Annotated in this window: 20 protein-coding genes; 8 read left to right on the plus strand and 12 right to left on the minus strand. The window is 58.0% G+C overall.

Features of this window, described 5'->3' with window-relative positions; genetic code table 11:
- Window positions 1-13: 13 nt before the first annotated feature.
- Window positions 14-637 (minus strand): multifunctional acyl-CoA thioesterase I/protease I/lysophospholipase L1, encoded by a 624-nt coding sequence (gene tesA, locus AC3WOK_RS16730; protein ID WP_059311217.1) that lies wholly within the window; start codon window positions 635-637, stop codon window positions 14-16.
- Here tesA and ybbA point away from each other — a divergent pair.
- From ybbA to AC3WOK_RS16745, 3 genes are all read left to right on the plus strand, one after another.
- Window positions 608-1,294 (plus strand): putative ABC transporter ATP-binding protein YbbA, encoded by a 687-nt coding sequence (gene ybbA, locus AC3WOK_RS16735; RefSeq protein WP_023617272.1) that lies wholly within the window; start codon window positions 608-610, stop codon window positions 1,292-1,294. The two genes, tesA and ybbA, sit on opposite strands and share 30 nt — an antisense overlap.
- Complete coding sequence (gene ybbP, locus AC3WOK_RS16740; protein ID WP_063955355.1) at window positions 1,291-3,705, plus strand: putative ABC transporter permease subunit YbbP; 2,415 nt, start codon at window positions 1,291-1,293, stop codon at window positions 3,703-3,705. Before ybbA ends, ybbP begins: the two co-directional genes overlap by 4 nt.
- A gap of 183 nt (window positions 3,706-3,888) precedes the next feature.
- Window positions 3,889-5,034, plus strand: coding sequence for a porin (locus AC3WOK_RS16745; protein WP_492354828.1), 1,146 nt, complete (start codon window positions 3,889-3,891; stop codon window positions 5,032-5,034).
- Window positions 5,035-5,127: 93 nt separating this feature from the next.
- On the opposite strand, the gene mnmH is transcribed toward AC3WOK_RS16745, so the two are convergent.
- The 6 genes from mnmH to ppiB form a co-directional block, all read right to left on the minus strand.
- Complete coding sequence (mnmH, locus tag AC3WOK_RS16750) at window positions 5,128-6,198, minus strand: tRNA 2-selenouridine(34) synthase MnmH (protein ID WP_492354829.1); 1,071 nt, start codon at window positions 6,196-6,198, stop codon at window positions 5,128-5,130.
- Between the two features lie 85 nt (window positions 6,199-6,283).
- Entirely contained in the window at window positions 6,284-7,351 is a 1,068-nt protein-coding gene (gene purK, locus AC3WOK_RS16755) for a 5-(carboxyamino)imidazole ribonucleotide synthase (protein ID WP_492354830.1), read from the minus strand.
- Window positions 7,348-7,857 (minus strand): 5-(carboxyamino)imidazole ribonucleotide mutase, encoded by a 510-nt coding sequence (purE, locus tag AC3WOK_RS16760; protein WP_059312331.1) that lies wholly within the window; start codon window positions 7,855-7,857, stop codon window positions 7,348-7,350. Before purE ends, purK begins: the two co-directional genes overlap by 4 nt.
- Before the next feature lie 171 nt (window positions 7,858-8,028).
- Window positions 8,029-8,238 carry a YdgH/BhsA/McbA-like domain containing protein gene (locus tag AC3WOK_RS16765; RefSeq protein ID WP_059312330.1) on the minus strand — a complete coding sequence of 70 codons (210 nt, stop codon included), beginning with the start codon at window positions 8,236-8,238 and terminating at the stop codon, window positions 8,029-8,031.
- A 139-nt stretch (window positions 8,239-8,377) separates the two neighbouring features.
- Window positions 8,378-9,100, minus strand: a complete 723-nt coding sequence (gene lpxH / locus AC3WOK_RS16770; protein WP_492354831.1) for a UDP-2,3-diacylglucosamine diphosphatase — start codon at window positions 9,098-9,100, stop codon at window positions 8,378-8,380.
- A gap of 3 nt (window positions 9,101-9,103) precedes the next feature.
- Window positions 9,104-9,598 carry a peptidylprolyl isomerase B gene (ppiB, locus tag AC3WOK_RS16775; RefSeq protein WP_010428247.1) on the minus strand — a complete coding sequence of 165 codons (495 nt, stop codon included), beginning with the start codon at window positions 9,596-9,598 and terminating at the stop codon, window positions 9,104-9,106.
- A gap of 174 nt (window positions 9,599-9,772) precedes the next feature.
- Between ppiB and cysS the strand changes: the two genes are divergently transcribed.
- Entirely contained in the window at window positions 9,773-11,158 is a 1,386-nt protein-coding gene (gene cysS / locus AC3WOK_RS16780) for a cysteine--tRNA ligase (protein ID WP_447855200.1), read from the plus strand.
- A 92-nt stretch (window positions 11,159-11,250) separates the two neighbouring features.
- On the opposite strand, the gene AC3WOK_RS16785 is transcribed toward cysS, so the two are convergent.
- From AC3WOK_RS16785 to folD, 5 genes are all read right to left on the minus strand, one after another.
- Window positions 11,251-11,772, minus strand: coding sequence for a metal-dependent hydrolase (locus AC3WOK_RS16785; RefSeq protein ID WP_047347221.1), 522 nt, complete (start codon window positions 11,770-11,772; stop codon window positions 11,251-11,253).
- Between the two features lie 72 nt (window positions 11,773-11,844).
- Window positions 11,845-12,861, minus strand: a complete 1,017-nt coding sequence (gene malI, locus AC3WOK_RS16790; RefSeq protein WP_492354832.1) for a Mal regulon transcriptional regulator MalI — start codon at window positions 12,859-12,861, stop codon at window positions 11,845-11,847.
- 83 nt (window positions 12,862-12,944) lie between these two features.
- Complete coding sequence (locus AC3WOK_RS16795) at window positions 12,945-14,444, minus strand: PTS transporter subunit EIIC (protein ID WP_059312327.1); 1,500 nt, start codon at window positions 14,442-14,444, stop codon at window positions 12,945-12,947.
- A 283-nt stretch (window positions 14,445-14,727) separates the two neighbouring features.
- Window positions 14,728-14,940 carry a ribosome-associated protein YbcJ gene (gene ybcJ / locus AC3WOK_RS16800; RefSeq protein ID WP_023310640.1) on the minus strand — a complete coding sequence of 71 codons (213 nt, stop codon included), beginning with the start codon at window positions 14,938-14,940 and terminating at the stop codon, window positions 14,728-14,730.
- A gap of 1 nt (window position 14,941) precedes the next feature.
- Window positions 14,942-15,808 carry a bifunctional methylenetetrahydrofolate dehydrogenase/methenyltetrahydrofolate cyclohydrolase FolD gene (gene folD, locus AC3WOK_RS16805; protein ID WP_045328445.1) on the minus strand — a complete coding sequence of 289 codons (867 nt, stop codon included), beginning with the start codon at window positions 15,806-15,808 and terminating at the stop codon, window positions 14,942-14,944.
- Between the two features lie 310 nt (window positions 15,809-16,118).
- On the opposite strand from folD, the gene fimA reads away from it, so the two are divergent.
- From fimA to AC3WOK_RS16825, 4 genes are all read left to right on the plus strand, one after another.
- Complete coding sequence (fimA, locus tag AC3WOK_RS16810) at window positions 16,119-16,682, plus strand: type 1 fimbrial major subunit FimA (RefSeq protein ID WP_059312326.1); 564 nt, start codon at window positions 16,119-16,121, stop codon at window positions 16,680-16,682.
- Between the two features lie 68 nt (window positions 16,683-16,750).
- A complete protein-coding gene (gene fimI, locus AC3WOK_RS16815) occupies window positions 16,751-17,296 on the plus strand; it encodes a type 1 fimbrial protein subunit FimI (RefSeq protein WP_047347218.1) in 546 nt (181 codons plus the stop codon).
- Between the two features lie 34 nt (window positions 17,297-17,330).
- Complete coding sequence (gene fimC / locus AC3WOK_RS16820) at window positions 17,331-18,023, plus strand: type 1 fimbria chaperone FimC (protein WP_047347217.1); 693 nt, start codon at window positions 17,331-17,333, stop codon at window positions 18,021-18,023.
- A 14-nt stretch (window positions 18,024-18,037) separates the two neighbouring features.
- Window positions 18,038-20,602 (plus strand): fimbrial biogenesis usher protein, encoded by a 2,565-nt coding sequence (locus AC3WOK_RS16825; RefSeq protein WP_492354833.1) that lies wholly within the window; start codon window positions 18,038-18,040, stop codon window positions 20,600-20,602.
- Window positions 20,603-20,606 lie beyond the last annotated feature (4 nt).

A 20,606-nucleotide genomic window follows, 5' to 3' on the forward strand; every position in this document is an offset into this window, starting at 1 on the left:
GATCTCCGCTTAATCAGGAGTCATGGTTAACTAAAGGAGCCAGCCGCGTTGCCATCCAGTCGGCAATAAACGGCTGAGCATCGCGATTGGGGTGGATCCCGTCGTCTTGCATCCACTGGGGTTTGAGATAGACCTCTTCCATGAAAAATGGCAGCAGCGGAATATCAAACTCTTTGGCAAGCTTAGGGTAGATCGCGCTAAAGGCTTCATTATACCGACGACCGTAGTTGGCGGGCAGGCGAATTTGCATCAGCAGCGGCTGAGCGTTTGCCGCTCTGATGTCCTGCAAAATGGTGCGCAGCGTTTGCTCCGTTTGCTGAGGCTGGAAACCGCGCAGGCCATCATTACCGCCAAGCTCAACCAGCACCCAGCGCGGCTGATGCTGTTTGAGCAGCGCAGGCAGGCGCGATAAACCCTGCTGAGAGGTATCGCCGCTGATGCTGGCGTTGATAACCGACGTCTTGCTCTGCCATTTGTCATTGAGCAGGGCGGGCCAGGCCGCGCTGGCCGCCATGCGGTAGCCTGCGCTCAGGCTGTCGCCAAGAACCAGTAACGTGTCCGCTGCCGCCGCGCGGAAGGTCATCAGAATCAAAAACAGGAAGGGCAAATGCCAGCGGAAAACAGTGTTGAAGTTCATCATCTTAAGAAGTCCGTCGGTCAGGGGGAACACGAGCTTTCCATCCTTACTGGAGTTGAACTCGTTGTCAAACGCGCTGAAACCATCGCGCTGATTGGCGAATCCGGTTCCGGTAAGTCCACGCTGCTGGCGATTTTGGCCGGTCTGGACGACGGCAGCAGCGGCGAAGTCCATCTTGTCGGGCAACCGCTGCATCAGCTTGATGAAGAGGCGCGGGCCGCGCTGCGCGCGCGTCACGTTGGTTTTGTTTTTCAATCTTTTATGCTGATCCCGACCCTGAACGCGCTGGAAAACGTCGAACTCCCGGCGCTTCTGCGCGGGGAAAATAGCCGTGAAAGCCGCGCTCACGCGAAGGCGCTGCTGGAACAGCTCGGTCTGGGGAAACGTCTCGACCATCTTCCCGCGCAGCTTTCTGGCGGTGAGCAGCAGCGCGTGGCGCTGGCGCGGGCGTTTAACGGTCGCCCGGAAGTGCTGTTTGCCGATGAGCCTACCGGTAACCTTGACCGTAAAACCGGCGACAGGATTGCCGATCTGCTGTTTTCGCTCAACCGCGAGCACGGTACCACGCTGATCCTCGTGACCCACGATCCGCAGCTCGCCGCCCGCTGCGACCGTCGCCTGCGGCTGGTTAACGGTATTCTTCAGGAGGAGGCATGATTACCCGCTGGTTCTGGCGCGAGTGGCGCTCGCCCTCGCTGCTGATTGTCTGGCTGGCGTTAAGCCTGGCGGTAGCCTGCGTGCTGGCGCTCGGCAGCGTCAGCGACCGGATGGAAAAAGGGCTCAGCCAGCAGAGCCGGGAGTTTATGGCGGGAGACCGGGCGCTGCAAAGCTCGCGCGCCGTTCCGCCGGGCTGGATTGACGAGGCGCGCACGCTGGGGCTGAAGGTGGGAGAACAGATTACCTTCCAGACGATGACCTTCGCGGGCGACACGCCGCAGCTGGCGAGCGTTAAAGCCGTCGATGATATCTACCCCATGTACGGTGAACTGCAGACCAGCCCGCCCGGGCTGAAGCCAGAGCCCGGCACGGTGCTGCTGGCCCCGCGGCTGATGGCGCTCCTGAATCTCAAAACCGGCGACAGTATCGACGTGGGTGATGCCACGCTGAAAATCGCCGGGGAAGTGGTGCAGGAGCCCGACTCCGGCTTTAATCCCTTCCAGCTTGCGCCACGCCTGCTGATGAACACCGCGGATGTCGCGGCAACCCATGCGGTACAGCCGGGCAGCCGCGTCACCTGGCGCTATAAGTTTGGCGGTACGCCAGCCCAGCTTGATGCGTATGAAAAATGGCTCCTGCCGCAGCTCAAGCCGGAACATCGCTGGTACGGGCTGGAGCAGGACGAAGGGGCGCTCGGCAAATCACTTGAACGTTCTCAGCAGTTCCTGCTGCTGTCGGCATTGTTAACCCTGCTGCTGGCGGTGGCGGCAGTAGCCGTGGCGATGGGGCACTACTGCCGCAGCCGCTACGACCTGGTGGCGATCCTCAAAACCCTGGGGGCGGGCAGGGCGCAGCTGCGCAAGCTGATTGTCGGCCAGTGGCTGATGCTGCTGATGCTGTCCGCGCTGACCGGCGGGATAATGGGGCTGCTGTTTGAAAAACTGCTGATGGTGATGCTGAAACCGGTGCTCCCGGCCGCATTGCCGCCGGCCAGCTTCTGGCCGTGGCTGTGGGCGATGGGCGCGATGACGGTAATCTCGGTGCTGGTGGGGCTACGGCCCTACCGTCTGCTGCTCGCCACCCAGCCGCTGCGCGTGCTCCGCAACGATGTGGTGGCTAACGTCTGGCCGCTGAAGTTCTACCTTCCGGTAATTATTGCGGTGGCGGTGGGGCTGCTGGCCTGGCTGATGGGGGGCAGCACGCTGCTGTGGGCGGTGCTGGCCGGAGCGGTTGTGCTGGCACTGCTGTGCGGCGTGCTGGGCTGGATACTGCTCAACGTCCTGAAGCGACTGACGGTAAAATCCCTGCCCGTGCGCCTGGCGGTCAACCGTCTGCTGCATCAGCCCTGGTCTACGCTGAGCCAGCTTTCGGCCTTTTCGCTGTCGTTTATGCTGCTGGCCCTGCTGCTGGTGCTGCGCGGCGATCTGCTCGACCGCTGGCAGCAGCAGCTGCCGCCGGAAAGCCCGAACTATTTCCTGATCAATATCGCCCCTGAGCAGGTCACGCCGCTGAAGGGCTTCCTGTCGGAGCATCACATTATCCCTGAGTCGTTCTATCCCATCGTTCGCGCGCGTCTGACGCAGATCAACGGCCAGCCAACGGAGGGGAGCAAGGACGAGTCGCTTAACCGCGAGCTGAACCTGACCTGGCAGGAGAAACGCCCGGATCACAACCCGATTACTGCCGGCACCTGGCCGCCGAAAGCGGGAGAGGTGTCGATGGAAGAGGGGCTGGCGACGCGTCTGAACGTAAAGCTGGGAGATAGCGTCACCTTTACCGGCGATACCCAGGAGTTTACCGCGAAGGTCACCAGCCTGCGTAAAGTGGACTGGGAAAGCCTGCGGCCGAACTTCTTCTTTATCTTCCCGCCGGGCGCGCTGGACGGGCAGCCGCAGAGCTGGCTGACCAGCTTCCGCTGGGAGAACGGTAACGGCATGCTGACCCAGCTGAACCGGGAATTCCCGACGGTCAGCCTGCTGGATATCGGCGCGATCCTGAAGCAGGTGGGGCAGGTGCTCGAGCAGGTGAGCCGCGCGCTGGAGGTGATGGTGGTGCTGGTGACAATCTGCGGCGTGCTGTTGCTGCTGGCCCAGGTGCAGGTGGGCATGCGCCAGCGCCATCAGGAACTGGTGGTCTACCGCACGCTGGGAGCCGGAAAGCGGCTGCTGCGGATGACGCTCTGGAGCGAGTTTGCGCTGCTGGGGCTGGTGGCCGGTCTGGTGGCGGCCATTGGCGCAGAGACGGCGCTGGCGGTGTTGCAGACGAAAGTGTTCGACTTCCCGTGGGAGCCTGACTGGCGCCTTTGGTTAATACTGCCTCTGTGCGGCGCGGTGCTGCTTTCCCTTTGCGGAGGCTGGCTCGGCACGCGGCTGTTAAAGGGCAAAGCCCTGTTCCGTCAGTTTGCGAGTTGATTTAGCACGGTGATAATTGCGCGCCGGGTTTTAATGCCGGTGCGCAGTGTTTAAATAGCACAAAGTGATAATACCCACTCATTTAGTAGCACAAAACATTAAAAACCCGACCACACAGCCCGATTATTTCCAGTTAATATTCACCCGCTAAATATTTAGCAGCGTGTCTATTAAGGAAAAATAATGACTATAAAAAAATCAGCGCTGGCGGCAACGATCGGCGCGGCAGTGGCATTGACTACCTTCGCTTCTCAGGCGGAAATCACCGTTCTTAAGCAGGATCCTCAGGCGGGTAACCCGCTGAGCCGCCTGAACTTCACCGTTGGCGGCAGTATCCGTCCTCAGTTCCAGAACATGACCGGCGACGACGGTAAAAACAGCTACAAGCGTAACGGCTTCGACGGCGGCACCCGTTTCCGTTTCGCAGCAGATTACTACCTGTTTGATGACATCAGCTGGATCAGCTACTACGAGCTGGGTGTGAACATTCCCGCGCAGTTTAACTGGGATCACCACTACGCCGAAGGTGCGCACGACACCACGCGTCGTATGCTCTACACCGGTCTGAAGAGCGACACCTGGGGTACGCTGACCTTCGGTCAACAGAACAGCGTTTACTATGACGTGGTTGGCGTGAAAACCGATATCTGGGACTATGACATGATTGGTCAGGCGCCAGGTAACGGGATCAACGGCGACTACGACGGTTCTTATCGTTCACGCCAGATGCTGAAATATAAGAAAACCGTGGGCGATGCCGATATCTATGCATCCTACCTGTTTGAAGACAGCGAATACCTGCCGGGCAACGGCCTGCGCTACAAGCGTAAAGGCGGCGGTTCACTGGGTCTGGATTACCACCTGACCACCGATCTGACCTGGGGCGCCGCGTGGAACTACACCCGTGCGGATATGCGTAACCCGGACAACGGCGACAGCAAAACCTACGACCAGAACATCCTCGGTACCGCGCTGAGCTGGACGCCGGATAACTGGACCTTCTCCGCAGGCGGCGGCTGGTATCAGAACTTCCTGACCACCAAAAAAGTGTCGGTTAACGACTACTTTGCGGGTGACGCGTGGGGTATTGAATACTTCGCAGGTTACAAATTCCCAGTCGGGCAGTACGCGGTTAAATCCATCCAGCCTTACTTCATGGGCGACCGCATTGAGTACGTGAACGGCCGTAACTACCAGCGCATCGACAACGGCGTGGGTATCAGCTTCCAGCTGGACTACGGTTTCCGCGTGGATTACGAGCACGTGTTCACCTCCAGCACCGACAACCTGGGTGACATGAACCTGGTGCGTCTGCGTTACGACTTCTAACCCTCACCCTAACCCTCTCCCTGAAAGGGAGAGGGAACAGACGGATAGAACACGTAGGCCGGGTAAGGCGTAGCCGCCACCCGGCTTTATTTTTCAGCGATCAAGCCACTCCGCAACTTCTCCATACGTCCCGCGATACACAATCTTCTCCGCTTTCTTCTCCAGCTGATAGCCGTACATCGGGTCGTAATAGTCCTTCAGCAGCGGCGCAAGCCAGCTGAAGTGCGCGTCCGTGCTGCCAGAGCGTTGCTGTTCCAGCAGCGCGGAATCTAACAGCGCGGTGAATTCAGCATACCGCTGCAGCCCAAGACGGCGGCGAATGGCGAACAGGCCGTGGTGCAGGTACTCGCTGTATTCTCTCCAGCCCGCTTCCTCGCCGTATGCGGCAGAAAAGTCCGCCCACATATGGTCGAAATACTCTTCGCGCAGGCGCTCAAGGCGAATATCAAACGGGTCTTCCACCACGACGATAGGGGCTTCAACCATGCGGTCGCGCAGGCATTCCGGCAGGTGGTTGGAGCCAATCATCCGGCCCTCGTCTTCCAGCACCCAGCGCACGGCATCTTTTTTCAGCAGCTCAACGGCAAGGTGATTTTCAAAGCTTGCCTGGGAAAGCTGCGGCGTGAGGGTGCGACCAAACGAGGAACCGCGATGGTGCGCCAGCCCTTCCAGATCGATTCCCTGCGCGTGCTGCTTCACCAGCAGCGTTTTACCGTTTCCGGTACAGCCGCCGATGAGCACCATCGGTTTTTGCGACTGCTCGATGGTTGCCTGAATCGCCGCCTGACGCAGGGCCTTATAGCCGCCGCGGATCAGCGGGTAATCGATACCCGCCTCTTTCAGCCAGGCCTGGGAGATATGCGAGCGCTGGCCGCCGCGCGCGCAGCAGAGAAAGCCCTCAGGATGGGCAAGGCAGGCTTCGCGCCAGGCGTTGATGCGCGCATCGCGCGTCTCACCCTTTACCAGACTATGGCCGAGCGCCAGCGCAGCCTCCGGGCCCTGGCGTTTATAGCAGGTGCCCACGGCGGCGCGTTCGTCGTCGTTCATCAACGGCAGGTTAAGGGCAGCGGGCATCGCGCCCTGGGCAAATTCGATCGGCGCGCGAACGTCGATTAAAGGGGTATCGGACGCGAGGATCGCGCGATAGTCCGTTCCATCGTTCATGGGTATTCCAGAAAAAAGCTAAGCAGCAATGGGCGGGAATTGTACGCCGGGGAAAGAGGAGGTCAACTCCCCGGCGGAGGGCGCGCTATTTAAGCTTTGATTGTGCCCAGACAATGCCGCTCGCATATTCCGGCGGCAGGAGAGGGATCATGGCTTCCAGCGTGGCGCTCAGGCGGTCCGTGTCGCTGTCGTTGAGGTTCAGGTGACCCACTTTACGACCCGCGCGAACCTCTTTGTCATACCAGTGCAGGTGCACCAGCGGCAGCTTCAGCCATTCGTAGTTCAGATCGGTGCCGATCAGGTTGATCATCACCGACGGGCTGTTCACCACCGGCTGCGGCAGCGGCAGGTCGGTGATGGCGCGCAGATGCAGTTCGAACTGGCTGATGGACGCACCGTTTTGCGTCCAGTGGCCGCTGTTGTGCACGCGCGGCGCAAGTTCGTTGATCAGCAGACCGGACGGGGTGATAAAGCACTCCATCGCCATGACGCCCACATAGCCGAGTTCGTGCATGATGGCAGAGAGCATATCTTCCGCCTGTGCCTGCTGGTCTGCGTTTGCGTGCGGGAAGGCCACGCTGGTGCGCAGGATACCGTCCTGATGCAGGTTATGCGTCAGAGGGTAAAACACCGTGCGGCCATCGTGCCCGCGCGCGCCAACCAGCGACACTTCACCGCTGAAGTTGATGCCCTGCTCAACGATGCATTCGCCGTAGCAGTCATCCGGCAGCTCGGCGGTATCGTCCGCGCGCAAGCGCCACTGGCCGCGGCCGTCGTAGCCACCCACGCGGCGCTTCACGATCGCCAGCTCGCCCAGCATCGCGAAGACGTCATTCCACTCGCTTTTATCGGACAGGAGCTGCCACGGCGCGGTCGCGAGGCCGAGCTTGTCGAACAGCTGCTTTTGCGTCAGGCGGTCAGCAATAATTGGGAACACATCGCGGTTAACAAAGGCGTTGTGACGCGCCAGCTCGCGTGTCAGGGCCGTCTCCGGCCAGCGTTCGATCTCGGCGGTAATCACGCTCTGGTGGAACGGCACGGCTTCAGGTTCAGCATCCAGCCCGACGGGCCAGACGGCAATACCCAGCGGTTCACCTGCCTGGCGCAGCATGCGGCCCAACTGGCCGTTACCGAGGACGCAAACCTGCTTCATGCCGCACCCCGCGGGTCTGGATTGTCCAGCACCTCGTCGGTCTGGGCTTTACGCCATTCGGTCAGACGCTGGTGCAGGTCTTTATCGTGAGTCGCCAGGATTTGGGCTGCCAGCAGGGCGGCGTTTGCCGCACCCGCTTTACCAATCGCCAGCGTGCCGACGGGAATGCCGCGCGGCATCTGAACGATGGAATAGAGGCTATCAACACCGCTCAGTGCGGCGCTTTGTACCGGGACGCCGAGAACCGGCACCAGCGTTTTGGCGGCAATCATGCCTGGCAGATGTGCTGCGCCGCCCGCACCGGCAATGATCACCTCATAACCGTTCTCTTCGGCGCTTTCGGCGAAGCTGAACAGTTTGTCCGGTGTACGGTGTGCGGAGACCACTTCTACGTGGTGCGGAACATTCAGGATTTCAAAGATTTCGGCGGCGAACTGCATGGTAGCCCAGTCGCTTTTGGACCCCATCACGATGGCGACACGCGCCGGATTATTGCGGGAAGACATGCGTCTTAAAACTCCTGTGGTGCGAAACACACTGCTTTCGAGGGCACAGAGAATAGCATGTTATACGGGCAAGGAAAACGGTTGCGCGGTTAAAAGGTGAGCCGTTGTTGCCATCCATTCATAACAAAACAGACCGCGTTCTGGCGGTCTGTTTTCGTTGTGCGGCAATCATTATTTAGTCAGTTCTGCGGTCATGTGCACGCGGTTGTTGAACTGTGCGCTGGTGATTTTGTAAGAGGCACCCTGTTCAGCGGCCTGTGCAGCAATTTTCGCTTCTGCACGGTCAAGGGTTGAGCCGGTTGCGCTGACGCTCTGCGCGAAAGCACCGAAAGAAGCCAGAGAAAGAGCAGTAACTGCAACGAAAGTTTTGATGGATTTCATGGTCGTATTCCTTAAGTAATTTATCTGGGATAGGGCGTGTTGCCCTGATGTGATAAATAATAGACCGACCATGGACTGATTAAAATCGAAACAATTTGCCGATATTGTTCAATTAAATTGAATTAACTTTGCGCGAGGATTAAAACGGAAAAGCGATCAGCTCTACGCCGTCAGGCGTGACGTTGACCATGGATCCTTCGCTGTGCCAGGCACCCAATACCACGCGGTGTGCGGGCTGGCCGTTGGCGATAAGGGAATGCACGTCAGGACGATGGGTATGGCCGTGAATGAGCCACTGCACGCGGTTCTTTTCCATGACGTTGACAACTGCCTGCGGGTTAACGTCCATGATGGTGATGGATTTGCTGCTGTTGGCAGCTTTACTGCCCGCGCGCATTCTGGCGGCGATGCGGTTGCGGATGAACAGCGGCAGGGCCAGGAACAGCGTTTGGATCCACGGGGTGTGGACTTTGGCGCGAAACGCCAGGTAGCCGGTATCGTCGGTGCAGAGCGTATCGCCGTGCATGATCAGCACCTTTCGGCCGTAGAGGTCGAGCACCTGTTCTTCCGGCAGCAGCGTCATACCGCTTTCGCGGGCGTAGCGCTTGCCGAGCAGGAAATCACGGTTGCCGTGAATGAAGTAGCAGGGGACGCCGGAATCAACCAGCGCTTTTATGGCCGCAGCCATTTCACGGTGCAGTGGGTTAGGATCGTCGTCGCCGATCCAGGCTTCAAAGAGATCGCCCAGGATGTACAGCGCATCGGCGCTTTTGGCTTCACCGCGTAAAAAACGCAGAAAACCGGCGACGATCGCCGGTTCTTCTGTTTGCAGATGCAAATCTGCAATAAAGAGTGTCGCCACGAATTACTCGCTGACGGTCACGCTTGTAATCACAACGTCTTCTTTAGGAACGTCCTGGTGCATGCCGCTGCGGCCGGTAGAGACGGCTTTGATCTTGTCAACCACGTCCATACCTTCAACCACTTCTGCGAATACGCAGTAGCCCCAACCCTGCAGGCTTTCGCCGGAGAAGTTCAGGAAGTCGTTATCAGCCACGTTGATGAAGAACTGCGCGGTCGCAGAGTGAGGCGCCTGAGTACGGGCCATCGCCAGCGTGCCGCGGGTGTTTTTCAGGCCGTTGTTCGCTTCGTTTTTGATCGCTTCTTTGGTTTCTTTCTGGTTCATGCCAGGTTCAAAACCGCCGCCCTGGATCATAAAGCCGTTGATCACGCGGTGGAAAATGGTGTTGTTGTAGAAACCTTCGCGGCAGTAGTCCAGGAAGTTTTTAACTGTTTCAGGCGCTTTGTCATCAAAGGTTTTGATTACGATATCGCCATGATTAGTGTGGAAAGTAACCATTTTTGCATCCTGTTCCGTTATTGTGGTACGTCGACCCGCGTTCGGGTCATATATAGGGGCTTGTTATAGCATAACCACAGGATGCGATCACCTTGCATTGTGTGCTGCTTCGGGTTTGAATTACGGGTAGAATACCCGGTTTTCAACCACACACGTGTTTACATGGAATCTTCGATGTTAAAAATCTTTAATACAATGACGCGCCAAAAAGAGGAATTTAAACCTATCCATGCCGGGGAAGTCGGCATGTACGTGTGTGGTATTACGGTTTACGATCTCTGTCACATTGGCCATGGCCGTACCTTTGTCGCCTTCGACGTGGTTTCGCGCTACCTGCGTTTCCTGGGGTACAACCTGAAATACGTGCGTAACATCACCGACATCGACGATAAAATCATCAAGCGCGCTAATGAGAACGGCGAGAGCTTTGTTGCGCTGGTCGATCGTATGATCGTCGAGATGCACAAAGATTTCGACGCCCTGAATATTCTGCGTCCGGACAGCGAGCCGCGTGCCACCCACCATATTCACGAAATTATCGACATCACTGAAAAGCTGATCGAACGCGGTCACGCCTACGTGGCGGACAACGGTGACGTGATGTTCTCGGTGCCGACCGACCCCACCTACGGTTCGCTTTCCCGTCAGGACCTGGACCAGCTTCAGGCCGGCGCGCGCGTTGACGTGGTTGACGTGAAGCGCAACCCGATGGACTTCGTGCTGTGGAAAATGTCCAAAGAGGGCGAACCAAGCTGGCCATCCCCGTGGGGTGAAGGCCGCCCGGGCTGGCACATTGAGTGCTCCGCGATGAACTGCAAACAGCTGGGCAAACACTTCGACATCCACGGCGGCGGTTCAGATCTGATGTTCCCGCACCACGAAAACGAAATCGCGCAGTCCACCTGCGCCCACGGCGGCGAGTACGTTAACTACTGGATGCACTCCGGGATGGTGATGGTTGACCGCGAGAAGATGTCTAAATCGCTGGGCAACTTCTTCACCGTGCGTGACGTGCTGAAGTATTACGACGCGGAAACCGTGCGCTACTTCCTGATGTCCGGCCACTATCGCAGCCAGCTGAACTACAGCGAAGAGAACCTCAAGCAGGCGCGTTCGGCGCTGGAACGTCTGTACACCGCGCTGCGCGGAACCGACAGGTCTGTTCCTGCCGCTGGTGGCGAAGCGTTTGAAGCACGCTTTGTTGAGGTAATGAACGATGACTTCAACACCCCGGAAGCGTACTCCGTGCTGTTCGACATGGCGCGCGAAGTGAACCGCCTGAAGTCAGAGGATATGACAGCAGCAAATGCACTGGCGGCGCACCTGCGTAAACTCTCTTCCGTGCTTGGCCTGCTGGAGCAGGAGCCGGATGCGTTCCTGCAGAGCGGTGCGCAGGCGGACGACGGTGAAGTGGCGGAAATTGAAGCGTTGATCAAAGCGCGTCTGGAAGCGCGTCAGGCGAAAGACTGGGCGGCGGCAGATGCGGCGCGTAACCGTCTGACCGAGATGGGTATCATTCTGGAAGATGGCCCGCAGGGAACCACCTGGCGCCGTAAGTAAGTCTGGTGCGCGCTGATGCCCTCACCCCAGCCCTCTCCCACAGGGAGAGGGTGCAAACACTAAAAACGGCAACGTGAGTTGCCGTTTTGCTTTTACCTCCGCCTCCACCACAACAACCCCATCAGCACCACACCCGGCAGCCACACCCACATCAGTTCAGAGAGAATGACCTGGTGCCCGTACGGCGTGGTATAGCGTGACAGCGCAAACGGCGCGACCTTGATCACCTGCCACGGCGCAAAGAAGCGTTCATCTGACCACGGCCACAGCCAGCCGACGCCTTTCCCGCCTGTCGTAATGGAGTCCAGCAGGCTGTGCGACAGCAATGACACGGTTAAAAACAGCCAGCACCGCGTAAGGCTTGCCCGGAACCATCGTCGGCCGATCAGCACGCAGAGTATCGGCACCACAAAGGCAAACAGCAGGGAGTGGGTAAAGCCGCGATGGCCGAAAACGTTGCCGTAAGCGACGCCGAACTTAAACGCCAGCACGTCGGCGTCCGGCAGCATGGCGAGGACAATTCCGGCGAACAGCAGGCGGGGAGGAATAACTTTTGTTCCCAGACCTAAGCCCAGGCAAAGCGGAACAGCAGCGTGAGTAATAACGGTAGGCATCGTATTTATCCGTGGCAAATCATGGAACTATAGCAGTGAATGCTACACAGCCGAGCCTGGTTAAATTCTGATTTACGCCGACTCGCGCGCGATAAGCTGCCCGGAGAGCGTAATACGCTGCGTTTGCAGCGTCGGCTCCTTCAGCGTGCGAATAATCAGCCCGGCCGCCTGGCGCCCCGTCTCTTCGCTGGCGGACGAGACGTAGGTAAATGACGGCGAGGTGAGGTTAACGTGCAGCATATCTTCGAAACCGACCAGCGCGACCTGCTGTGTCAGAAACACATCTTTACCCACCGTACGTCCGACCTGATGAATACCGGAGATGGAACCGATCATCGCATCCGGCGAGTGGCAGAGCAGGGCGGTAATGGTGTTGTTTTTTTCCAGCAGTTGGCGGGTGGCGAAACCCGCGGCCAGCGTGTCATCGCTGCAGGCCGGCGAGAATTCATCGCGCCAGACCAGGCCGTTTTGCGTCATCGCGCTGCGAAAGCCGAGCAGGCGCTGCTCGCGGATAAGGCAGCCATCACGCCCGCCAATGTAGGCGATATTGCGGTGGCCGCGCTCGATAAGATAACGCACCGCCAGATTTGCCGCCTGGCGATTATCGCGCATCACCAGGTTGCATTTTTCATCCAGCAGGGACTGAGAAACCACCACCAGCGGCAGCGGGAAGCGGCGAATCTGTTCCGGCAGGGTGGACGTGCGGGTGTCCGAGGCCAGATAGATAACCCCGGCGACGCCCTGCTGCTTAAACGACAGCAGGCAGCGCTCAAGATGGTCTGCGTCGTTCTGCGGCTGGCCGAGAAAAACCATATATCCCTGTTTTTCCAGCTCCTGGACGATGCTCGCCATCACCTTGATGGAAAAGCTGTCGCTGAAGTCGCGCAGGATCAGGCCGATAAGATTGGAGGTGTTGGCGCGAAGATTGGCAGCGGCGACGTTATGAACATAGCCGAGCGTCGTGATGGCGGCATTGACCTTCCCGATCGTCGCCTCTGAGATTTTCCCTTTCTGGCGTAGCACCAGCGAGACGGTAGAGACCGACACTCCCGCGTGCTTTGCGACATCAATAATGCTGACTTTCTTCAAAACCGCTCCCTGAAATTTACCGATAATCAGCCAGATAAGACACGTCGCCCAGCGTACAGGAGACGCGTCTTTCAGGCATCTTATTATTTGCCGATCATGGTGGACATGGTCTGGGCGATAAACTGTGCTCTGGCACCGAAAATCACCTGTATACCATTGTCGCCGACGAAGACCACGCCGCGCGCGCCGAGCCCGTTCAGGCCGTCTCTGTCTACCGCCTCGCTTTTTGCCACTTCCAGGCGCAGGCGGGTGATACAGGAGCCGACGGAGTCGATGTTATGCGCTCCGCCCAGCAGGGTGATGATCTCGGTTGCGAGCTCGGAATCAGACTTCTCATCCGCGTTGGCGGTGACTTCCGTGCGGCCCGGCGTTTTCACGTCGAAACGGCGGATCACAAAGCGGAACGTGAAGTAATAGATCAGGCCCATTGGAATGCCGATGATAATGGCATTCAGGAAGTTGGTCTTGTAACCGTTAAAGGATGGCAGGATCCCGAATGACAGATAGTCGATAAAGCCTGCAGAGAACGACTTGGCGATATGCGCATGCAGCAGATACATGGTCATATACGCCAGACCCGCCATGATGGCGTTAAAGACGTAGAGAATCGGCGCCACGAAGATAAAGGTAAACTCAACCGGTTCGGTGATCCCCGTCAGGAAGCAGGTGAGCGCCGCGGAGAACAGAATACCTGCCGCGATTTTCTTGTTCTTCGTATGGGCTTCATGATACATCGCCAGGCACGCGGCGGGCAGCGCGAACAGCATCAGCGGGAATTCACCCTGCATGAACTTACCGGCGTTCTGATAGGTGTCGCTGCTGAAGGATTTCACCCCTTCTTCCAGCATCTTGAACCAGATGGTCTGGTCGCCGTGGATAACCTGGCCGGCCTGGGTGGTGTAATCCCCGAACGAATACCAGAAAGACGGGTACCAGATATGGTGCAGACCGAGCGGGATCAGCGCGCGCTCCACCAGACCGAAGATAAAGGTCGACGCCGCCTGGTTATCGCCGTTAACCACCACCGAGAGCGCGTCGATACCGGCCTGAATATGCTGCCAGACGTACGGCAGCAGCAGCCCCATCAGGAATGAGAGGAACGCCGTTGCAATCGCCACGAAGCGCTTGCCGGAGAAGAAGCCCAGGAATTCCGGCAGCTGCATGGTGTGGAAGCGGTTATAGCACCAGGCCGCGAGAATACCGCAGATCAGGCCGCCGAAGACGCCCATCTGCAGCGTCGGGATGCCGACGACCATGGCGTATTTTCCGCCCTGAGAGGCCATTTCCGGCGTGATGCTCAGTACGGTGCTGATGGTGATATTCGTGACAAACACCGAGACCGCCGCAGACAGCGCCGCAATGCCGGATTCCGATGCCAGACCGACGGCAGAGCCAATGGCAAACAGCATCGGCAGATTATCAAAGATAACCCCACCCGCGTTCATCATCAGCGGCAGATGAAACTTATCGCCGAAGGCCAGCAGCAGGCCCGCAGCGGGAAGCAGTGAAATTGGCAGCATTAAGGCGCGACCAATCATCGATAACTTAGACAGCGATTTAACAAACCCTGATATCAGACTCATGCTGATTTCCCCCGAGAAGCGCTTTTTTTGGCGCTGTTATTGTAAGTAGAACGTTTTAGTAGAACGTTCTACTTATCGTGGGCAAAGAGTGAAAAACGCGCAACCGAATTTTCATTTTTCAACAGAGGAAATAGTGATTATTTGAAGTTGATCGATAAATAACCGTGATGGGTGTGAGGGGATTGTGAGAGAAATTGCCGGGTGGCGGCTTCGCCTTACCCGGCCTACAAACGGAAACAGTACGTAGGCCCGGTAAGCGCAGCGCCACCGGGCATCAGACGGCTCAGGCCGTAACGGTCACGCTCTGTCCTTCAAAGCTCACGGTCTGGCCCGCGACAATTTTGCAGCGCTTGCGCGTTTCTACCACGCCGTCGACTTTTACTCGCCCGTCGGCGATAACAATTTTCGCCTGCGCGCCGCTTTCGCTCCAGCCTTCCAGCTTCAGCAGATCGCACAGCTCAACGTGCGGATGTTTACCTAATGAAAAAGTCGCCATCTTACGCGTCCTCTACGTCGTGATATTCTTCGCATGCCTGCAACGTATTCTGAATCAGTGTTGCCACGGTCATCGGGCCTACGCCGCCCGGCACTGGCGTGATGTAAGAGGCGCGAGCCGCGGCATCTTCATACACCACGTCGCCGACCACTTTGCCGCTTTCCAGACGGTTAATCCCGACGTCCACGACAATCGCACCCTCTTTAATCCATTCGCCCGGAATAAAGCCCGGCTTACCGACCGCGACAATCAGCAGATCGGCATTTTCTACGTGGTGACGCAGGTTTTTGGTGAAGCGGTGGGTGACGGTGGTGGTGCAACCGGCCAGCAGCAGCTCCATGCTCATCGGACGGCCCACGATATTGGACGCGCCGATAACCACGGCGTTCAGGCCGTAGGTGTCGATGTTATAACGCTCCAGCAGCGTCACGATACCGCGCGGCGTGCACGGACGCAGACGCGGCGCGCGCTGGCACAGGCGGCCAACGTTGTAAGGGTGGAAACCGTCAACGTCTTTATCGGGTGCGATACGCTCCAGCACCTTCACGTTGTCGATACCTGCCGGCAGCGGCAACTGAACCAGAATACCGTCGATCTCTTTATCGGCATTCAGGGTGTCAATAAGTTCCAGCAGTTCTGCTTCGCTGGTGGTTTCCGGCAAATCGTAAGAGCGGGAGACGAAGCCGACCTCTTCACACGCTTTGCGCTTGCTGCCGACATAAATCTGCGATGCCGGGTTGCTGCCAACCAGCACAACGGCCAGCCCGGGGGCGCGTTTTCCGGCGGCTTTACGCGCCTTCACTTTTTCCGCGACCTCAGAGCGCACCTGCTGCGCAATCGTTTTACCGTCAATAATCTTTGCTGCCATCAGAGAGAAGATTCCGTCTGTAACGTTTGAAAGGGGGGATTGCATGTATTTTGTCAGAAGCGAGCGCCGCTGTCAGTCACCCTTTACGCGTTTTTATCAGTGAGGCGAAAAAACCCTTCTTAACGGATGGTCAATTTCCTAGGCGGGATTAGGATGTGACCTGGCGAAATGGCAGCGTTTTGACATATTTAAAAAACGCGTCCTGAGCTACTTTGTCTCCTCCGAAATAAGCTTTCAATTAATCAATTGAACGTATTTCTTATTCCCGATTATTCGCGGGAAGGGTTATTTACATTTTAAAGGAATAGACATGAAACTCAGCAACATTGCTTCTACTGTTATTGCTACGTTGGCCCTGGTTGCGGGTGCCGCAAATGCAGCAGATCCTGCTACCCCGGTTTCCGTAAATGGCGGTACCGTACATTTTAAAGGTGAGCTGGTTAATGCTGCTTGTTCAGTAAATACTGATTCTTCCGAGCAGACCGTTAATCTGGGTCAGTATCGTACCGCGAAATTCACTAAAGTGGGCGACACCACCTCCAATATTCCATTCAATATTGAACTGAACGATTGCGATCCGCTGGTAGCCAAAACTGCAGCCGTTGCGTTCACCGGTCAGATCGACCCAACCGACAAAACTCTGCTGGCAGTCTCCTCCGGCAGCAACGACAACACCGCGAAGGGCGTAGGTATCGAGATCCTCGACAGCAAATCCAGCGTTCTGACGCCGGACGGTGCAACCTTCTCTGCCGCGCAGACGCTGATCGAAGGGACTAACACCCTGAAGTTCACCGCGCGTTATAAATCAACGGCTGCAACCACCGAGCCAGGCCAGGCGAACGCTGACGCCACCTTCGTAATGAAATACGAGTAATTCCTCCGCACAGGGATGTTCAGGCCTCACGGATGAGGCCCGTCATACGCAAATGCCAGGAACGAAGGATGACAAGGACCGGAACACTACTGCTGTTAACCCTTGCGATGGCTGGCCCGGTATCGGCGCATACCGTGGTGATCGAAGGCGGCAAAGTGCATCTCAGAGGTGAACTGGTGAACGGCGGCTGCGCCGTGGCGCCGGATAGCCAGAATATGCGCATCGACATGGGGCAGTACCGAACCAATTCATTTTCCGGTGTGGGCAGCTTTTCCACCGTAAATGTGCCTTTCACCGTGCGGCTGCTGGACTGCAGCGTTGATGTCTCGCGCACCGTGGGGATCCAGTTTCAGGGCGTCACACCCGCAGAAGATCCGCAGGTCTTTCTGGCGACATCGCGGCCGGGTGAAACACCTGTCAGCAGCGGCGTTGGGCTGGCGCTCTTTGACGAACAGCAGCGTCAGATTATCCCGAATGCCACGGCCGTTAGCTGGCTGCCGGTCGATACCCGCGAGCTGGCGTTCCATTTTAGCGCCCGCTATCGGGCTATTTCCGAACACCTCGAGCCAGGCAAAATTCAGTCGGATGTCTGGTTTACGCTGATTTATCCATAACACCTGCGAACACAATATTAAAGGTACGGTTGTGATGAATACCCTAATTAAACCAGGACTTTTTTTATCGTTTATTTTGATGATGGTTTCTGCATGCGCGAATGCGTCCGGCGGTATTGCGCTGGGGGCCACGCGCGTTATTTACCCGGCCGACGCGAAGCAAACATCGCTGGCTATCACCAACAGCAACAAACAAGAACGCTATTTAATTAACGCATGGATCGAAAATGCGAACGGGCAAAAAGAAAAAACCTTTGCCGTCACCCCGCCATTGTTTGTGAGCGAGCCGGACAGCGAAAACACACTGCGTATTATTTACGCCGGACCTGCACTGCCTGCCGATCGCGAATCGCTCTTTTACATGAACGTGAAGGCGATCCCGTCAGTAAATAAAGCCAAAACTGAAAACAATAACGTGCTGCAGCTGGCTATCCTCTCGCGCATCAAGCTGTTTGTGCGCCCGAACAACCTGGCGATGCAGCCGGAAGAGGCGCTTTCCCAGCTGCGGTTTGAGCGTGCCGGCAACCATCTTAAAGTCAGCAACGCGTCTCCGTATTACATCACCCTGGTCAACGTGAAGCTGGGCGGACAGACGCTGGATAACCTGATGGTTGCGCCGAAAAGCTCGGCACAGCAGGTGCTGCCAGCCGGTGCCGGCGGCACGCTTTCCTGGCAGAGCGTGAATGACTACGGTGCCATCACGCCGGCGCGTAGCGTTAACCTGTGAGCAGAGTCAGGGCGATGAAAAACCACCAGGGACGTTACTGCCCAGTTGCACTGGCGCTGATGGCGGCGCTCTGGCCGCAGGCTGGCTGGAGCGAAAGTTATTTCAACCCGGCCTTCCTGTCCGACGACGCCGCCAGCGTGGCGGATTTGTCGCGTTTTGAACAAGGACACCAGCAGGCACCCGGCGTTTATCGCGTGGATATCTGGCGTAACGATGAGTTTATCGGTACCCAGGACGTGCGTTTTGAGCAGGCCGACAACACGCCGCCGGTGGCGGGAGGGTTGTCGCCGTGTATTACCCGCGCGATGCTCGACCGCTTTGGCGTCAATGCCGCGGCGTTTCCCGAGCTGGCTAACGTGCAGGGCGAGACCTGCGTTCCGCTGACTACGGCCATTCCCGGCAGCGAAACGGTGTTCAACTTTGCCTCGCAGCGTTTGAACGTCAGCCTGCCGCAGGTGGCTTTGCAGAACAGCGCCCGGGGCTACATTCCGCCTGAACAGTGGGATGAAGGCATCCCCGCCGCACTGGTGAACTACAGCTTCACGGGCAACCGGGGAAGCGAGGACGATAGCTACTATCTGAACCTGCAAAGCGGGTTGAACTACGGCGCCTGGCGTTTACGTAACAACGGCGCGTGGCGCTACACGCAGAATAACGGGCAGCGGCACAGCGAGTGGCAGAATATTGGCACCTGGGCGCAGCGCACCGTTATTCCGCTGAAAAGTGAACTGGTGCTGGGCGACAGCAATACCGGAAATGACGTTTTCGACAGCGTGGGCTTTCGCGGCGGTCGGCTCTTCTCGTCGGACAGCATGTATCCGGACAGCCTTCAGGGCTACGCACCGACCGTGCGCGGAATTGCCCGGACGCCCGCCAAGGTGGTGGTGCGTCAGAACGGCTACGTTATCTATCAAAGCTACGTGCAGCCGGGCGCATTTGCCATTACCGACCTCAACCCGACCTCCTCAAGCGGTGACCTTGAGGTGACGGTCGAAGAGAAAGACGGCTCCCCGCAGCGCTATACCGTGCCGTACTCCACCGTGCCGCTCCTGCAGCGTGAAGGGCGCTGGAAGTACGACCTCGTCGCGGGGGATTACCGCAGCGGTAATAGCGATCAGGATACGCCGTTCTTCACCCAGGGCACCCTGATTACCGGCCTTGCCAACGGCTATACGCTTTACGGCGGGACGCAGCTGGCGTCACGCTATACCGCGGTGGCCATCGGGGCCGGTAAAAACCTCGGCGACTGGGGCGCGGTCTCGCTTGATATCACCCATGCCCGCAGCCAGCTCGCGGACGACAGCAAACATGAAGGGCAGTCTCTGCGCTTCCTCTACGCGAAATCCCTTAACGGCTTCGGCACCAACTTCCAGCTGCTGGGCTACCGCTACTCCACAAAAGGGTTTTATACCCTGGACGATGTCGCCTGGCGCTCGATGGAAGGCTATCAGTATGCCGACAGCCAGGACGATAACGATGTGCCGGACGTGCAGAGCTATCACAACCTGACGTGGAATAAAAAAGGCCGCTTCCAGCTCAACGTTTCTCAGTCGCTGGGAGATTACGGCTCGGTGTACATCTCCGGCAGCGAGCAGACCTACTGGGGAACGGACGAGACGAACCTCTGGTATCAGCTGGGGTATGCGGGTGGCGTGAAGGGGGTTAACTACTCCGTTTCGTTATCGTGGAACAAATCCGTCGGGATCGACGGTACTGACCGGATCGCGTCGTTTAACGTTTCCGTGCCGTTCAGCCTCTTTACCCGTCAGGGCTATCGCCGGGACAGCGCTATCGACAGGGCCTACGCCACGGCATCCGCCAGCCGAAACAGCGATGGCGACACAAGCTGGCAGACCGGGGTCAGCGGCACGCTGCTGGAGGATCGCAACCTGAACTACAGCGTGACCCAGGGACACGCTAGCTCCAACGGCTCAAGCGGGAGCGCCAGCGCCAACTGGCAGGCGACCTACGGCACGCTGGGCGTGGGCTACAACTACAGCCGCGACCAGCACGATCTCAACTGGCAGCTCTCCGGCGGGGTGGTCGGCCATGCTGACGGCGTGACCTTTAGCCAGCCGCTGGGCGACACCAACGTGCTGATCAAAGCCCCGGGGGCATCAGGCGTTAGCGTCGAAAACCAGACCGGCGTGAGAACCGACTGGCGAGGCTATGCGGTGATGCCGTATGCCACCGTCTACCGCTATAACCGCGTGGCGCTGGATACCAACACCATGAGCAACAACACCGATATCGAAAATAACGTGAGCAGCGTGGTGCCGACCAAAGGTGCGCTGGTGCGCGCCAGCTTCGATACCCGCATTGGCGTGCGTGCCCTGCTGACGGTGACGCGCGGTAACCAGCCCGTGCCGTTCGGCGCGGTGGTCCGTGAAACCCAAAGCGGCGTGACCAGCATGGTGGGGGATGACGGACAAATATACCTGAGTGGGCTGCCGCTGGAAGGCGAACTGCTGATCCAGTGGGGCGACGGGGCGCAGTCCAAGTGTCGCGCTCACTATCGCTTATCGCCTGAAAGCCAGAACCAGGCCATTACCATGGCGGGGGCAAGCTGTGATCGTTAACGAG

Source organism: Enterobacter sp. FW301-JW81 (genome assembly GCF_058788735.1).

Bases quoted from the DNA above. Each gene is read 5' to 3' on its own strand.
- fimI (WP_047347218.1), top strand. From the start codon at position 16,751: ATGACAAGGACCGGAACACTACTGCTGTTAACCCTTGCGATGGCTGGC.
- AC3WOK_RS16795 (WP_059312327.1), bottom strand. From the start codon at position 14,444: ATGAGTCTGATATCAGGGTTTGTTAAATCGCTGTCTAAGTTATCGATG.
- AC3WOK_RS16765 (WP_059312330.1), bottom strand. From the start codon at position 8,238: ATGAAATCCATCAAAACTTTCGTTGCAGTTACTGCTCTTTCTCTGGCT.
- ybbP (WP_063955355.1), top strand. From the start codon at position 1,291: ATGATTACCCGCTGGTTCTGGCGCGAGTGGCGCTCGCCCTCGCTGCTG.
- fimC (WP_047347217.1), top strand. From the start codon at position 17,331: ATGAATACCCTAATTAAACCAGGACTTTTTTTATCGTTTATTTTGATG.
- ybbA (WP_023617272.1), top strand. From the start codon at position 608: ATGCCAGCGGAAAACAGTGTTGAAGTTCATCATCTTAAGAAGTCCGTC.
- mnmH (WP_492354829.1), bottom strand. From the start codon at position 6,198: ATGAACGATGGAACGGACTATCGCGCGATCCTCGCGTCCGATACCCCT.
- cysS (WP_447855200.1), top strand. From the start codon at position 9,773: ATGTTAAAAATCTTTAATACAATGACGCGCCAAAAAGAGGAATTTAAA.
- fimA (WP_059312326.1), top strand. From the start codon at position 16,119: ATGAAACTCAGCAACATTGCTTCTACTGTTATTGCTACGTTGGCCCTG.
- ybcJ (WP_023310640.1), bottom strand. From the start codon at position 14,940: ATGGCGACTTTTTCATTAGGTAAACATCCGCACGTTGAGCTGTGCGAT.
- purK (WP_492354830.1), bottom strand. From the start codon at position 7,351: ATGAAGCAGGTTTGCGTCCTCGGTAACGGCCAGTTGGGCCGCATGCTG.
- AC3WOK_RS16825 (WP_492354833.1), top strand. From the start codon at position 18,038: ATGAAAAACCACCAGGGACGTTACTGCCCAGTTGCACTGGCGCTGATG.
- ppiB (WP_010428247.1), bottom strand. From the start codon at position 9,598: ATGGTTACTTTCCACACTAATCATGGCGATATCGTAATCAAAACCTTT.
- AC3WOK_RS16745 (WP_492354828.1), top strand. From the start codon at position 3,889: ATGACTATAAAAAAATCAGCGCTGGCGGCAACGATCGGCGCGGCAGTG.
- purE (WP_059312331.1), bottom strand. From the start codon at position 7,857: ATGTCTTCCCGCAATAATCCGGCGCGTGTCGCCATCGTGATGGGGTCC.
- tesA (WP_059311217.1), bottom strand. From the start codon at position 637: ATGAACTTCAACACTGTTTTCCGCTGGCATTTGCCCTTCCTGTTTTTG.
- AC3WOK_RS16785 (WP_047347221.1), bottom strand. From the start codon at position 11,772: ATGCCTACCGTTATTACTCACGCTGCTGTTCCGCTTTGCCTGGGCTTA.
- folD (WP_045328445.1), bottom strand. From the start codon at position 15,808: ATGGCAGCAAAGATTATTGACGGTAAAACGATTGCGCAGCAGGTGCGC.